General features: G+C 37.0%; 8 protein-coding genes and 5 tRNA genes. 2 read left to right on the top strand and 11 right to left on the bottom strand.

Annotation, left to right across the window (positions count from 1 at the left end):
- Positions 1-840 precede the first annotated feature (840 nt).
- From RB215_RS05630 to RB215_RS05620, 3 genes are all read right to left on the bottom strand, one after another.
- The gene (locus tag RB215_RS05630; protein WP_309217001.1) at positions 841-1503 is read right to left on the bottom strand and encodes a hypothetical protein; all 663 of its coding nucleotides are present in this window, start codon (positions 1501-1503) and stop codon (positions 841-843) included.
- Between the two features lie 168 nt (positions 1504-1671).
- A complete protein-coding gene (locus RB215_RS05625) occupies positions 1672-4011 on the bottom strand; it encodes a helicase-related protein (RefSeq protein WP_309217000.1) in 2340 nt (779 codons plus the stop codon).
- Entirely contained in the window at positions 3978-4877 is a 900-nt protein-coding gene (locus tag RB215_RS05620) for a DUF1837 domain-containing protein (RefSeq protein ID WP_309216998.1), read from the bottom strand. The genes RB215_RS05625 and RB215_RS05620 overlap by 34 nt, the downstream gene beginning before the upstream one ends.
- 444 nt (positions 4878-5321) lie before the next feature.
- On the opposite strand from RB215_RS05620, the gene RB215_RS05615 reads away from it, so the two are divergent.
- The gene (locus tag RB215_RS05615; protein ID WP_011327780.1) at positions 5322-7229 is read left to right on the top strand and encodes an aminotransferase class V-fold PLP-dependent enzyme; all 1908 of its coding nucleotides are present in this window, start codon (positions 5322-5324) and stop codon (positions 7227-7229) included.
- Positions 7230-7460: 231 nt separating this feature from the next.
- Here the strand turns inward: RB215_RS05615 and fbaA are convergent, their stop codons facing one another.
- Positions 7461-8543: a class II fructose-bisphosphate aldolase gene (fbaA, locus tag RB215_RS05610; protein WP_309216997.1), complete on the bottom strand. Its 1083-nt coding sequence runs from the start codon at positions 8541-8543 to the stop codon at positions 7461-7463.
- A gap of 762 nt (positions 8544-9305) precedes the next feature.
- On the opposite strand from fbaA, the gene gloA reads away from it, so the two are divergent.
- Positions 9306-9707, top strand: a complete 402-nt coding sequence (gene gloA, locus RB215_RS05605) for a lactoylglutathione lyase (protein WP_309216996.1) — start codon at positions 9306-9308, stop codon at positions 9705-9707.
- Positions 9708-9761: 54 nt separating this feature from the next.
- Here gloA and RB215_RS05600 read toward each other — a convergent pair whose 3' ends face one another.
- The 7 genes from RB215_RS05600 to RB215_RS05570 all read right to left on the bottom strand — a co-directional run bounded on the left by RB215_RS05600 (position 9762) and on the right by RB215_RS05570 (position 14218).
- Positions 9762-10028, bottom strand: a complete 267-nt coding sequence (locus RB215_RS05600; protein ID WP_011327776.1) for a DksA/TraR family C4-type zinc finger protein — start codon at positions 10026-10028, stop codon at positions 9762-9764.
- A 124-nt stretch (positions 10029-10152) separates the two neighbouring features.
- A complete protein-coding gene (locus RB215_RS05595; RefSeq protein WP_309216995.1) occupies positions 10153-13020 on the bottom strand; it encodes a pitrilysin family protein in 2868 nt (955 codons plus the stop codon).
- A 284-nt stretch (positions 13021-13304) separates the two neighbouring features.
- A tRNA-Glu gene (locus tag RB215_RS05590) sits at positions 13305-13380 on the bottom strand.
- Between the two features lie 178 nt (positions 13381-13558).
- A tRNA-Glu gene (locus RB215_RS05585) sits at positions 13559-13634 on the bottom strand.
- Positions 13635-13812: 178 nt separating this feature from the next.
- Positions 13813-13888 (bottom strand) — tRNA-Glu (locus RB215_RS05580).
- Positions 13889-13977: 89 nt separating this feature from the next.
- Positions 13978-14053, bottom strand: a tRNA-Glu gene (locus RB215_RS05575).
- A gap of 89 nt (positions 14054-14142) precedes the next feature.
- Positions 14143-14218: transfer RNA gene (locus RB215_RS05570), tRNA-Glu, on the bottom strand.
- Positions 14219-14331: the final 113 nt, after the last annotated feature.

Here is a 14331-nt window from a genome sequence, read left to right as displayed (position 1 = left end):
ACTAATAGGGCTCGATCAAATCTGACAGTCCCATGTGTGCCATTAACGGGCCTTCAAGGCGTGAATCTGAAACTTTGTTGGGTGGCGCCTTCGGCTTAACCAACCTACCTTTTGACGTTGGTTTGAGCGCAGCGAAACCCAACGAAAAAAGGCAGTGCCAGTTAACATTAGCGTTATGTATTATCGATTACCTAAAAAAGTACCGGATGTAGGTCGGATAAGCGAAGCGCCATCCGACACAGTAAAATATCTTGCCAATTATTATTATCAGCATTTTATATTGTCGGATGTCTGGAAAGTGCCAGAAGCAGCCCTTTAAGCCGTTAACCTGAAACTCTGTTGGGTGGCGCCTTCGGCTTAACCAACCTACCTTTTGACGGTACGGTACGGTACGGGGTAGGTCGGATAAGTGGCGAAGCCACGCCATCCGACAAAAATGATGAGTTTACTAGAAACAGCCAGACTTACCGCGTTGCCAGTTACTTATACGTTCATTTAATACGCAAACAAGCAGTTTTCAATTAAAAATTAGCCCCGCAGTGCCAATTGTAGGTCGGATAAGCGAAGCGCCATCCGACACAGTAAAATATCTTGCCAATTTATTATCAGCATTTTATGTTGTCGAATGGCTGGAAAGTGCCATAAGCAGACATTGAAGATTCTTAATGTGTGAAGTCAAGATTTGACCCCATTCACTTTTTCAGAATAAATTGGTTAAATCAATTAATAAACTGACTTAACTTATTATTTACTAGCCGACCAATGCAATAGGCTAGTAAGTAAAATGGCTGAAAGAGCGTATTTAGGACTGTTATAATAATTAGTAGTATTAAAGAAAATCTAAACTCTAATAGGTCCGTACATTCCTGTATTAATTATTCCATTCCAGATAGTTTTCATTGCTTGACCCGTATCTTGGCTAATGAAAAGTGATGATCGGCTACCGTATGGTTGTCCCAAAAAATACGGTCTCATAGTCTCCCAATTTTCACTAAAGGATGCCCAAGTCCAACAAGGAATTTCCTTTTCTAACATTAATGGAATTGCAATGTTTTTAGGGATCATACGATCCGAAGGTATAGGATTATTCCATTCACACTTTACCAATACAGATTGGGTTGTTGGATTATATAAAGGTATCTCCAGCAGTTCAGCTTCAATATATGCTGCATTGTTTGGTGGTAGTTTGTTAACTGCCTTTATAACTTCATCCGCACCGTGATAGGGACAAGTTATAAAAGCGTGTGCCAGTAAAATTGTATGATCCAATCCCTCATAGCCACAACGGTCGCTAGGAGTTGTTACGGGATTTCTATTGTTATGATTAGACACGATCGGATGCCACGATGGGTATGAGTCAATTACTGGTCCATATTTATCTATTAAATCTATAACTAACTCTCTAGCTTCGTCTCTTTGTTCAGGAGTACCCTGCCTTGGTACTAAATAATTTAAGGCTCGTTCATAACCCCTATTTGTTTCACTTTCTGCTCTAAATGCCATTTTAGTATTCCTCGTTTTATAAACAACAAACACACCATAATAGAAATCCGCGCACAAAATAATGGTTTCGTGCGGAAAATACAAACATCGTGTGTTTGTGTTTTTATAAACTAAAATAACCGAATGTAAACTTTTCTATTAGTTACGCCTAAAACAAAAAATACAAACCTAGTTCTCTGAATTTAATATAGATTCTATTAATTTAAATTTAGTTAATTCAAATTTATCAAATTGCCTTTTTAATGTTGTAGATTCACCATCATCATAATATTCAACTATACGATGAGGCACACCGTAATCACTTGCTAATCGCCCTTTTTCTGACATTGCATTGTATTCAAGTTTAAGTAATAAACGATCAATACCAATTACGTTCTCCATTTCAAGCTCTGTTATAGATGATTCATAATATTTATACATCAAATTGAATACCCCTAAATACTTTACTAACTGATATTTCAACGTGTTATATACAAATTTTGAGGTATCTCTAATTGCCTGATCAACATTATAATTACTACCATCTGAATTCTTTCTTGTCATATTATATTTGACACTTCCTGAAAACCCATCAGTTAAATAAGCGGACAAAATATATATTAATGTTGAATATTGTTTACCTGCGTTTGTTCCTTTTTTAAGAATTGATTCATTTTCTATCAAAAACAGTAAGTTTAAGTTGGTAACTATTGGTTTAATTATCTTGAGCAGAACTTTAAAACCATCATAATCAATTTTTAGGCCTATATTTATCATTCTTATTAATTGCTTTATCATCAGGTGTTCTTGTACGGTCAGTATTGAAATAGAATCAAATATAGTTATTTTGTCACTATAAGAAATAACTTTATACATAGCCATTACTTCATCAGGAATCTCCCTTTCCTCCTGTTTTTCAATAACTTTCTTTTTATTATTCAAATCATCTTCATTGAGGAAATCTTCCCCTGTAATAAAGTAGTCTATTTCATTTTTTATTGAATCAGGATCAAAATTCTTATGTTTAATTTCACTATCGGTTCCGTCCATAACTTCTTTAAATTTTTTATCAAAAATTAAAACCCGTCCACTATAATGATGTAAAAACCTTCCTGCCCTACCTGCAATATTTTTTGCATCAAAAGTTTTTAGGGGCTTATTTCCTTTGGTTGCATTCAAAACCAACAAGTTTTTAGCTGAAGTATTTACTCCTTCAGTAATTGTTGTTGTTGATACTAATACATCTAAATCACCATTATTAAAAAAATTGATAATCTCTTTTTGTATATACTTGGGAACTAAACCATGATGAATACCGATCTTATGTCTTAAACTTTTAATAACAACCCAATCATCGTATTTAAAGTTAGTTACAAGATGACTGATAAACATAGATAATTCTGAAGAGAGCTCTGGAGGTTCCCCCAAAGAGAATTCAATAATTGACCTAGCATAACCTTCAGACATCCCTGGACCTTTTGAATACAGTATGGCATTTTCTCCGATTGCTCTTATGTCAAAAACTACTTTAGATATCTGTTCGGCTTTCTTTTTTCCACTATATCCTTTCAATGTTATAGCCAATTTATCATCAACGGAGTAATTTCCATTTTTAATGATGGTGCTACTTTTATTCACAATTTCATATTTGTTGTAATCAATGACTATAAATTTATTTATGTTTAAAAATGTATTAAATGATTGATTTAACGAAGAGTCTGTTTTATCAGGAAATTCGATATAAGGGCCTACCAGTAAGATATCTTGGCTTTTTAACAAAATACTTTGTAAAGCGACGCGGTAAGCTGTGTCTCTCTCATTTTCTTTATTTATCGAATCTATAAGGTATTCATTATCTATCTTATAAATCTCATCAACAAAAACAAAGTCCAACTCAATATCAGGCTGATTATCAATAAATGATAAATATCTTTCAGGAGTAAAAACAAAAATATTTCTATCTGCTAATTCTGATGTATCACTTAATGTATGTATTGAGAATTGATTTTTAAAATACTCATAATTTGAATCAAGTATGAGTCTTTCATGATTTTCGGAAAGAAGTGCAATTGTAGGAAAGATTAGAACAATGTTATTGTATTGAAGTTTTTTTATAATTTCATATATTAGAAATGTTTTACCAAAAGAAGTAGTCGCAGACAAAAAATATCTATTCTGTTCGTTTAGGATAAACTTATCTAAAACTTCTTTCTGATATCTATGTATTTTTATATTTTCATCTATATGTAGTGTACTTTCATATATACAAGCAGAAAGAGTATTCAGATCATAATCATCAATGTCATCTGATTTACCAAATTTACTAATTAAAAGATCATAGTAATGAGGTATTCCTGCAACATTGGATATATATTTAAGAAATTTTAGATCTGCTTTAGTTACATCTTCATTTTTAATTTTATCAAAATAAGCACACACCTTTGTTATGAAGTATGGCGCATCAGTTATATCGTTCTTAAAGTTATTTAACTCTTTTATGATAAAAGCGGCTTCTTTGAACTTATCCATCCAATTACATCCTCCTTTATCTTTTTAACATTACTAACAGGTACTAATATAAAAAATAACTCAATACTCACAGAAGCACTGTACTGTTTTTTAGAATATTTAGAATTAATATGATCAATCGTTTTTTTTATTTTAGATTTAAAATCTTTAGAGTTGTCTGGGTATATCAAAAGAATGGGATATACCAATTTCATTTTATGTTTTTTTACTTCATCAATAATATTAATAGATGAGTTATCAAGCCATAAGTCAATGATTTCTTGAATTTTACTTCCAGTCATAGCAAAGTTATTTGTATGGTTAACCATAGCTAAAACATTTTCCTCTAGATAAGCATCGGTAAAGGCTTTGTCAAGACCTTCTATCGCTGATTTAGCACCACTACCTAAAGTATCTCTGAACTTAACTTCTCCAAACCATAGTTCCACGCTGCCTTTTTCTTCAACCAAATGATATGAGTCATATCCTTTAGTTTCAGAGTTTTCAAGAGGGTTATAAAAATAACCTCTTGATATTAATGGCTTAGATTTATAGAAATGATAGATCATTAGATAAAGAAGAACTTCTCCAAAAAAGCCATACTTTATTTTGGTTGCATCAGTCTGATCTTCTTTGTATTTAATTTTTGTGCGAAGTGCAGCACCTAGTAAGCTATCCAGGTCTTTTCCTGTTATATCAAATTCATTAAATGAAGATTCAATTATAGAATTATAAATAATTTCAGATAGTGATGAATCACTTACACACTCAAAAGCATCATCTTCTAGCGTACTAATATCAACCCTATCTAACCCTAATTGTTTATTAGGAAGTGAATACCGAAATAACAATGTTTTATCGAGTAATTTAATAAGTGAAGGTCTCACTGATGTCCCTATAAGTTAATGACCAATTTGTTATTAATCATATAGTAAAACGATTAATTAAAGGGGATTTACATCAATAAATATCCTTATAAAATTTTCGTCCATTTTACTAATTAGACCTAAGGGGTCTAGACCTAAGGGGTCAAATCTTGACTTCATACATCATAATTTATCACTGTCCGGTTATCGCTCATAGCTGTAAGTCAGATATGAGCTACTTCAACTCAATAATTAATGCGCATTCCAGTATTACTTTTTGTTTTTTAAAGTAGGTGGCTGACTTTGGCACCTTTGATTTTTCATACCTTGTAAGTCAATTTAAATAAAATCTATTTATTCGTGATTTTGCGTAATTATTGGCGCATTTTCAAACTATTAATTTCACAAGTATCAATCCTTTGGTTATGCTACTAAACATTATGAAATTTTATTGCGAAAACGCCTATGTTACCTTTACTTCGTATCTTGTTAATTGAGCAAGACCCTATCATCTTGCAAGAGCTTTCAACGAATCTGTCGAAAACGATCCCTAACTTTGAGCGAAATGATGTTCATATCGACATAATTGAATGTCTTGATTTAAAGCAAGCGTTGGAATATGTAGAGGAAGATGGTGATATTCAAGCTGTGGTTCTCAGTTGGGATGTACACAACAAGGGCGAGAGAACATATAGTCGCTTTATCGAGCAGTTAAAAGGGATCCGTATCGAGTTGCCTGTGTATGTAATCGGCGACGACACGAAAGGGTTAGAAATAGTTAACGAGTCGGGGGAAATTGAGTCTTTCTTTTTTAAAGATGAGGTGATTTCTGACCCAGAAGCTATTTTAGGTTATATGATCAACGACTTCGATGATCGAGGAGAAACCCCATTCTGGACGGCATATCGCCGTTATGTTGGCGAAGCAAACGATTCATGGCACACACCTGGACATAGCGGCGGTTCTAGCTTTAGAAACTCCCCTTATATCAAAGATTTTTATCAGTTTTATGGCCGTAATGTATTTGTTGGCGACCTGTCGGTTTCAGTCGATTCGTTAGGTTCATTGTCAGACAGTACCAATACCATTGGCCGTGCTCAAGAATCAGCAGCGGCGACGTTTGAAGTTAAGCATACCTATTTCGTTACGAACGGTTCATCTACCTCAAATAAAATCATTTTGCAGACACTGCTACGCAAGGGCGATAAAGTAATCATCGACCGAAATTGTCATAAATCTGTGCACTATGGCATATTGCAATCAGCTAGTTTTCCCATTTATTTATCGAGTATTTTAAATCCTAAATATGGGATCTTCGCACCACCTTCGTTGGCCGACATAAAGCAGGCGATCGAGCAAAATACCGATGCAAAATTGCTGGTTCTCACTGGTTGCACTTACGATGGCCTACTTAGCGATCTGAAACAAGTGGTAGCTTTTGCCCATCAACATGGTATTAAAGTGTTTATCGACGAAGCGTGGTTTGCTTACTCCCTTTTTCATCCCAGCTTACGCTATTATTCTGCCATTCATGCTGGGGCCGACTATATCACCCATTCTGCGCATAAAGTGGTATCGGCGTTTTCTCAAGCGTCTTATATTCATATTAACGATCCAGATTTTGATGCCGATTTCTTTCGAGAAATTTACAGTATTTACGCCAGCACATCGCCGAAGTATCAACTTATAGCGTCGCTTGACGTGTGCCAAAAGCAATTAGAAATGGAAGGCTATAAGCTGCTCAATGCCTTGCTAAAACATGTGGAAGAATTTAAACAACAAATGACCTCGCTCAACCATATTAAAGTGCTTGGTAAGCAAGACTTTATGGAAATATTTCCGCACTTTAGCGGAGACAATATGGGCCATGATCCACTAAAAATTCTCATCGATATTAGTCAATTGCCTTATTCGTTAAAAGATATTCATAAATTCTTGCTGGATGAAATTGGGCTAGAAATAGAAAAATACACTCACAGCACTATCTTGGTTTTACTGACGCTTGGAGGTACGCGTTCGAAGATCATTCGTCTGTACAATGCATTAAAAAAACTCGACAGCGGTAAGGTAAAACTGTCAACATCGACGCGTCGCTCCCGCTTGCCGGAAAATTTGCCTGCCATCGACCTAGCGTGTATTCCAAGCGATGCTTTTTATGGCGAACGCGAATCTGTGCCTATTAGCAAAAGTAACAACCGCATTTGTGCCGGTTTAGTTACGCCATATCCACCGGGCATCCCACTGTTGGTTCCGGGGCAGCATATAACTGAAGATCATATAGAGTATCTGAAAGAGTTAGCGGGACAAGGATTGACGATTCAGGGAAGCTTCGATGGCGAGATCTATGTTCTTAAAGGCAAGGTTAAGAAGTAAGGCATCTTTTGGTCATAGTCTTTTTACTGGCAGCAGTGTCGCTAGGCATTGCTGCTGTATAAAGCGTTATTGAGTTAATTTTTGAATTACTATTTTAATGTTTAGCTGTATTTTATTTAACGAATAAATAGCTTAGCCATAGAAAACGGTGTTATTAGTATTAAAAGGCTCAACAGATCTGTTGAGCCTAACATACCGAGTAACTTACCTTAGCTTACTAACAAGCTATTTTTATGAGCTGTACCGATTTACACAATTTAAATCGTTAAAACATTGCTCTAGTCTTGCGGCCATATGCTGCTCTGTATGACGAAGCCATACGCGAGGATCATAGTATTTTTTATTAGGCTTGTCGTCCCCTTCTGGGTTACCAATTTGCCCTTGTAAATACGCTTGTTTGTCTTGGTAATAGTTTAAAATACCGTTCCAACACGCCCACTGCGTATCTGTATCGATATTCATTTTTACTACGCCGTATGTTAACGACTCTGCAATTTTATCGTACTCAGAGCCACTACCGCCATGAAACACAAAATTGATTGCGTTATGCTCTAAGCCAAATTGTTTTGCTACATAGGCCTGTGAGTCTTTTAATATAGTAGGAGTAAGCACAACATTACCCGGTTTATATACCCCATGAACATTGCCAAATGACGCCGCTATAATAAAGTTTGGACTAATACGACTTAAGCGCTCGTAAGCGTAAGCTACATCTTCTGGCTGGGTATAAAGCGCAGAGCTATCGAGATGTGAGTTATCCACCCCGTCTTCTTCACCACCGGTACATCCTAGTTCAATTTCTAGGGTCATGCCTATTTTTGCCATGCGCGCTAAGTAACGTTCACATATTTCAATATTTTCTTCTAAAGATTCTTCTGAAAGATCGATCATGTGCGAACTAAAAAGCGGCTTGCCAGTAAGTGCAAAATGCTGCTCGCCTTCATCTAATAAACCATCAATCCACGGTAATAATTTTTTTGAAGCATGATCGGTATGTAGCATAACCGCTACACCATAATGCTTAGCAACAGAATGAACATACTTAGCAGCACTAACCGCGCCAAGTACAGCCCCTTGGTGTTCAGGTAGCGACAAGCCCTTACCACAAAAAAACTGCGCTCCACCATTTGAAAGTTGAACGATAACCGGTGACTTCATTGTTTGCGCGGCTTCAAGAGTTGCATTTATAGACGAGGTACTAACAACGTTAACTGCAGGTAATGCATATTGATTTGTACGGGCATGCTTATATACCGCACTTACTTCATCGCCAACTATAACGCCGGGTTGAATAGTTGTAGCTAAATAATTCATTATAGGTTCCTTACTGTTTTAAAGCTTTTATACAAGCATCTGTAATTGCTCGCCAGTTTTGTTGCTCTACTCACCCTTTTTAGCAACGCCTGTTACGGCAAAAACTAACAGAGCAAAAAATACGCCGATAAAAAATTAATACCATCACACAAAGATGGCGGAAAATGTTTTTGCTCATCAAAGCCGTATTTTAACGCCATAATATCACGGTATTAAAAACACCGGGCAATACTGGCACATTACAGTTAACAAGTTCGCTGAGTGATTTTGGTTACGTAGCAGTTGTACCTATTAAATCGGTAGCCACTGCACATACTTGCTCTAGTATAGCTGTATTTATGACTGTACCTGTACCTACTTTACGCTTCGGCTGGTGTTTTTATTGCTTTTAATACCTCAACTAAGCTTGCGCCTTAGTAGAAACAGAGCAATTAGATTCTGCGCGCTAAATAAATCCCATAGTGAAATTGTTTAAGAGTAGATGTATTGCAAATCTATATGAAAACCATAGAATGTGTATCAAGACTTACTACTGTTATATTTTCTGGCCTGCGCTGAATACACAATTGTTACCAGCAATTATATTTTGAGTCTAAAATTGCAGTGTTTTACTCTGTGTATGGCCAAAGTAGCTGCTAAGCAAACATGCGATATATTATAAAAATGAGTTTCAGCTTACTTTATAATAAGCGCTATTTTGCGCAGTCTTCGTCATGTTGTAACAGTATTTTTTAAATTTAAAGACAATCCAAGGGTGCTTAAATGCGTTTATTACACACTATGTTACGTGTTGCTGATTTAGAAAAATCAATCGAATTTTATACCAAAGTACTTGGGATGAAAGAGTTACGCCGTGCAGATAACGAAGAATATCGTTATACCTTAGCCTTTGTTGGTTACGGAGACGAAAAAGACAATACGGTATTAGAGCTAACCTATAACTGGGATCAAGACAGTTACGACTTAGGCAATGCTTATGGCCATATAGCCATTGAATTTGATGATATTTACAAAACATGTGCTGATATTAAAGCTGCCGGTGGCAATGTTAGTCGTGAACCTGGCCCGGTAAAAGGCGGCAGCACTGAAATTGCTTTTGTAAAAGACCCCGATGGCTATGCAATTGAGCTTATTCAGAAAAAAGAAGATATGAGTCGTTTTTAAATTTGTATTAAAGCAAGTAGGTTTAAATTAAAAAGGTGCTTTGAGCACCTTTTTTTAGCGCAGTTGACTGTCTTTACTGCCTCGGCGATTAAAAGCCCCTGCTGTTGCGCTCTTGCCTTCAATTGCTTGCTGGCATGCAACACAATAACGAACACCGGGTAACGCCAATCTACGCGCTTGAGGGATCGCAGCATCACATTCTTCGCACAACTCAGCACTTGAGCCTGAAGCCAAATTACTGCGAGCGTACTGAACAGCATCGTTAACACTTGCGTCTATTTGATCTTGAACTGCACCTTCTCGTGCCCATCCACTTGCCATATATAACCTCCTAATGAGTTGGACGTTTATACTTATAATAGCTATTAACAGCTTTATTGGCACTGAATAGAACAAAAAAGCCGCCTGTAGCGGCTTTTTGTTTTTAATCGATTAATTTTAACAGTTATAAACTGTAATCAATCACCTGCATGCCTAACTTTTCAAGCTCAGGGCGCAAGGTTTTGGCATCACCAACAACTAAATAAATCATCTCTTTAGTGTTTAAATGTTTTTTAGCTAAGGCGTTAACTTCTTCTTTGCTAATATTACTAACAATTTCATTTCTTTCTTTTACAAAGCTAGGTTTTAAATCAAACTCTAATATTTGTGCTAAAAAGCCAAGTTTTGCATTAGGTGTTTCGTATTTAAGCGCATCTTTTTGGTTAATAGCTTTGCGCATAAACATAAGCTCTTGGTCTGTTACACCATTTTGAGCGTAGTTATTAAGCTCGTTGGTAAACTCTGTAATAGACGCAGCAGTAGAATCTGCTCTTACGGCTGCAGAGGCTGTAAAGCCACCTGATGTTTTATCACCCCAAAAATGAGAGCGAGCACCATAAGTGTAGCCTTTATCTTCGCGTAAATTTAGATTGATACGGCTGTTAAACGTGCCACCCAATGCAAAGTTCATTAAGTTAGCTTTAAAAAACTCACCGGTAATATCTTCAACCATGCCACGCTTACCAATACGAATTTCTGATTGCGGTGCGCCAGGCTTATCAACTAAATAAATTACATTTGTTTGTACTTTTGGCTCAGCAAAATTTAAATCAACGCTTGAAGCTTTGCCCTGCCAGTTTGTAAGGGCAGCTTTAATTTTAGGTTCAATTGTTGATTCTTTTAAATCAGAAACAATAATAACTTGGGCACCCTGCGGTTTAAAGTTTGCATTATAAAAAGCTTTAACATCATCGAGCGTAATGGCTTCCATACTTTCAACAGTACCGCTACTTGGTAGTGAAGCTATGTTATTTCCGTATAGTAATTTGCTATACGTATTAGAGGCTAAATAACCTGCATCTTTCATTGAATGTTGGATGTTTTGAATGCTTTGCTTTTTATTACGCTCAAAGTCATCTGCATTAAATGCCGGTTTAAATAACTTTTCTTCTACAAGCTTTAATGTTGCATCTAGATTTTTAGTTAAGCTAGAAACATATACATTTGTATGTGTTTTATCAGCGTATATGCTTACTTGACTACCCAACTTTTCAAGCGCGTTACTCATTTGCTCTGTGGTGTAGTTTTGCGTAGCCTCACTCATTAGCGATGCAGTCATTGACGATAAACCCACTTTACTCGCTTGTTCATTATACAAGCCACCCGGAACTTTAATAAAAATAGCAGTCGTTGGCGTTTCGGTGCTTTGAGTACCTAATATTTTAATACCGTTTGCAGTATTAGCTTGCCAAAGTGCAGGAACATCCACAGCAGGATTTGCACCGGCCTCTGGATGAACACTTCGATCAAATGTATCAACTGCTCTTCGTGCCACTAAATCATCAGCTGAAGTGGTCGATGGCCCTCCAAAATCATGCGCTTTAGGAGTAAAGTTGTCTGGGGCAGCTATAAGTTGAGTCTGCCCTTCTGGCACAACACTCATAATAACGGCAGATTTACCTTTGATATATTGATTAAAAACACGCATAACATCAGCTTTTGTAACTTTGTTATAACGTGCAATCTCATCTTTAGCTGAGTTTGGGTTACCTGTAAACGTTTCTGACGCGGCAAGTTGAGAGACTTTTCCTGATACGCTTTGCAGACCAAAAATTGCACCCGATTCTATTTTAGCTTTTACTTTATCTAAATCATCTTGTGTAACACCACGCTCTTCAAATTCAACAAATGAATCACGAATAATTTTTTCCATATCAGCTAACGTTTTTCCTGCTGTAGGATTAGGTAAAGCATAAAGACTAATTGAGCATGCTAACTCTTGGCATGGATGGTTTGCACTTGCTTGAACTGCAAGCTGGTTTTTAACTAGGTTTTTGTATAGTAATGAATTGTTCCCCCCACCTAATATTTCTGCAAGTATATCCAGTGGTGCTTCATCTTCAGAGCGAGCGTAAGTCGTTGGAAAACTCATACTTAATAAAGGTAAGTGAACCTTATCTTCCATTGAAATATATCTATCAGCATTTAGTGTTACCGCTGTTTTTTCTACTTTAGGTATTGCAGGGCCTTTTGGAATTGGCGCAAAGTATTTAGTAACCAGTGGTAGTATTTCATTAGCGTTGATGTCGCCACCAATGGTAAGCGTTGCATTATTAGGGCCATACCACTTTAAAAAGAATGCTTTTAAGTCATTCACATTTACACGGTTAAGGTCATCCATAAAACCAATTACAGGCCAAGAATACGGATGCCCATCTGGATACATTGCTTGAGCAACACGCTCACCTAAACGACCATAAGGGCGATTATCAACGCGTTGGCCGCGCTCATTTTTTACTGTTTCGCGTTGTACTTCAAATTTTTCTTGGGTTACAGCATCGAGTAAAAAGCCCATTCGATCAGCTTCTAGCCACAACATTTTTTCTAATTGATTTACAGGTACGGTTTCGAAATAATTTGTTCTATCTGAGTTAGTTGTACCATTTAAAGTACCGCCTGCTTCAGATATTATTTTAAAATGTTCCTCATCAGCAACGTTTTCTGAGCCTTGAAACATCATATGCTCAAAAAAGTGAGCAAAGCCTGACTTACCCAACTCTTCGCGAGCAGAACCAACGTGGTATGTTACATCAACGTGTACTAAGGGATCTGAATGATCCTCATGCACAATTACAGTTAAACCGTTATCTAGTTTATATTTTTTATACGGTATGTTGATTTCACCTGCGTTTGATTTCACTGATTCAATAAGTGTAACGCCTGGGATTGATGCTTCTGTAATAATATTTTTATCAACAGCTTGAGTTGAGCTATTACATGCAGCTAACCCTGATGCAAGTAAAACAGCAAGTGCGATTTTTGTGAGTTTCATTTTTTAGTCCATATTTAAATTAACTCAATGAGTTTAAAGACTAATTAAAAGTACAACAAGGAATATGAAACAATTGTAAGATTGGTTTTGTAACGAAGTGTAAATAGATAGATATAAAAATGAAGTGTGAAATGAGGGTATAAATTTGTAGTTTTATTCTTATAACACTGCACTAGCTTATTAAATAAATTAAGCGGCATTTACAAGATATAATTGTTCTTGATAACGTCATGAATAGAACGTCTGGTATCACACTGCTTTATACAATACTTAAAATAAGTAAGTGGCGTCCCCAAGGGGATTCGAACCCCTGTTACCGCCGTGAAAGGGCGGTGTCCTAGGCCTCTAGACGATGGGGACGCAGAAATTGGTTTGCAAATCATTGATTTACTATTTCTGTGTAAGATGAGACCGAGCCTGCGAGGCGAATGGCATTATCTTCTCAGAAACATTTTCTGTGTCACTAGGACAACTGAATTTTTAGACTCGTTTCAGGCGAGCTTTCTTAATAACACTGCACTGACTATTAAATAGTAAGTGGCGTCCCCAAGGGGATTCGAACCCCTGTTACCGCCGTGAAAGGGCGGTGTCCTAGGCCTCTAGACGATGGGGACGCAGAAATTGGTTTGCAAATCATTGATTTGCTATTTCTGTGTAAGATGAGACCGAGCCTGTGAGGCGAATGGCTTTATCTTCTCAGAAACATTTTCTGTGTCACTAGGACAACTGAATTTTTAGACTCGTTTCAGGCGAGCTTTCTCAATAACACTGCACTGACTATTAAATAGTAAGTGGCGTCCCCAAGGGGATTCGAACCCCTGTTACCGCCGTGAAAGGGCGGTGTCCTAGGCCTCTAGACGATGGGGACACATAAATGTGTCACTAGGACAACTGAATTTTTAGACTCGTTTCAGGCGAGCTTTCTTAATAACACTGCACTGACTATTAAATAGTAAGTGGCGTCCCCAAGGGGATTCGAACCCCTGTTACCGCCGTGAAAGGGCGGTGTCCTAGGCCTCTAGACGATGGGGACACATAAATGTGTCACTAGGACAACTGAATTTTTAGACTCGTTTCAGGCGAGCTTTCTTAATAACACTGCACTGACTATTAAATAGTAAGTGGCGTCCCCAAGGGGATTCGAACCCCTGTTACCGCCGTGAAAGGGCGGTGTCCTAGGCCTCTAGACGATGGGGACGCAGAAATTGGTTCGCAAATCATTGATTTACTATTTCTGTGTAAGATGAGACCGAGCCTGTGAGGCGAATGGCATTATCTTCTCAGAAACATTTTCTGTGTCACTAGGACAAC

Origin of the sequence: Pseudoalteromonas sp. HL-AS2 (assembly GCF_031198805.1) — a bacterium.
Lineage (GTDB): Bacteria > Pseudomonadota > Gammaproteobacteria > Enterobacterales > Alteromonadaceae > Pseudoalteromonas > Pseudoalteromonas nigrifaciens.
This window is presented reverse-complemented; position numbering and strand designations above follow the sequence as displayed.

Bases quoted from the DNA above. Each gene is read 5' to 3' on its own strand.
- RB215_RS05630 (WP_309217001.1), bottom strand. From the start codon at position 1,503: ATGGCATTTAGAGCAGAAAGTGAAACAAATAGGGGTTATGAACGAGCC.
- RB215_RS05625 (WP_309217000.1), bottom strand. From the start codon at position 4,011: ATGGATAAGTTCAAAGAAGCCGCTTTTATCATAAAAGAGTTAAATAAC.
- RB215_RS05615 (WP_011327780.1), top strand. From the start codon at position 5,322: ATGTTACCTTTACTTCGTATCTTGTTAATTGAGCAAGACCCTATCATC.
- fbaA (WP_309216997.1), bottom strand. From the start codon at position 8,543: ATGAATTATTTAGCTACAACTATTCAACCCGGCGTTATAGTTGGCGAT.
- gloA (WP_309216996.1), top strand. From the start codon at position 9,306: ATGCGTTTATTACACACTATGTTACGTGTTGCTGATTTAGAAAAATCA.
- RB215_RS05600 (WP_011327776.1), bottom strand. From the start codon at position 10,028: ATGGCAAGTGGATGGGCACGAGAAGGTGCAGTTCAAGATCAAATAGAC.
- RB215_RS05595 (WP_309216995.1), bottom strand. From the start codon at position 13,020: ATGAAACTCACAAAAATCGCACTTGCTGTTTTACTTGCATCAGGGTTA.